The 544-nt window shown below is 48.0% G+C and carries 1 pseudogene; it reads left to right on the top strand.

The features are described from left to right. Positions 1-544 (top strand): annotated as a pseudogene (locus R7P74_RS28700) (23S rRNA pseudouridine(2604) synthase RluF); the annotation flags it as partial.

Below are 544 nucleotides of genomic sequence, written 5' to 3'. Positions count from 1 at the left end.
CGCATGTGTGAAGCACTCGGCTACGAAGTATTTAAACTTCGCCGCGTACGCATCATGAACATCTCTCTAGATGGTATTCCAAATGGTAAATGGCGTTACCTAACCGATGACGAAGTCGCAGAAATTTTAGCAATGTGCGATGGCTCAGTTGGTACCGAGGAAGCGTCAAAGACAGATTCTCGAGGTCGTAATATTCGTAAAGCGACTAATGCGAAACTGTTTGATAGCCGAGAAGAGAACCAAGGTTCGACTTCTCGTCGCAATCAAAAAACGCGCACCTTCCGTGGTAATAACGCTGACGAGTTCCGTCATGCACCTAACTCTAAAAAAGGCCAGCAAAAGCGCCGTCAACGTGATGATGAAAACTCACGCCCTGCGAAAGAGCATTACAAAGCGAAACCTCAAGGTGAACGCGCGAAGCCACAAGGTGAGCATGGCAGACCGCAAAACAAGCCTCAAACACCGAGCAAACCGAAGCTGCATTACGTCAATCCGAATACGACAAGTAAACCGGCAAAACGCACTAGTGGCACATTAAGCCTCA

It is taken from the genome of Vibrio sp. 2033 (assembly GCF_033339735.1).
The sequence above is the reverse complement of the archived record's forward strand: the minus strand, read 5'-3'. Positions and strand labels throughout refer to the sequence as shown.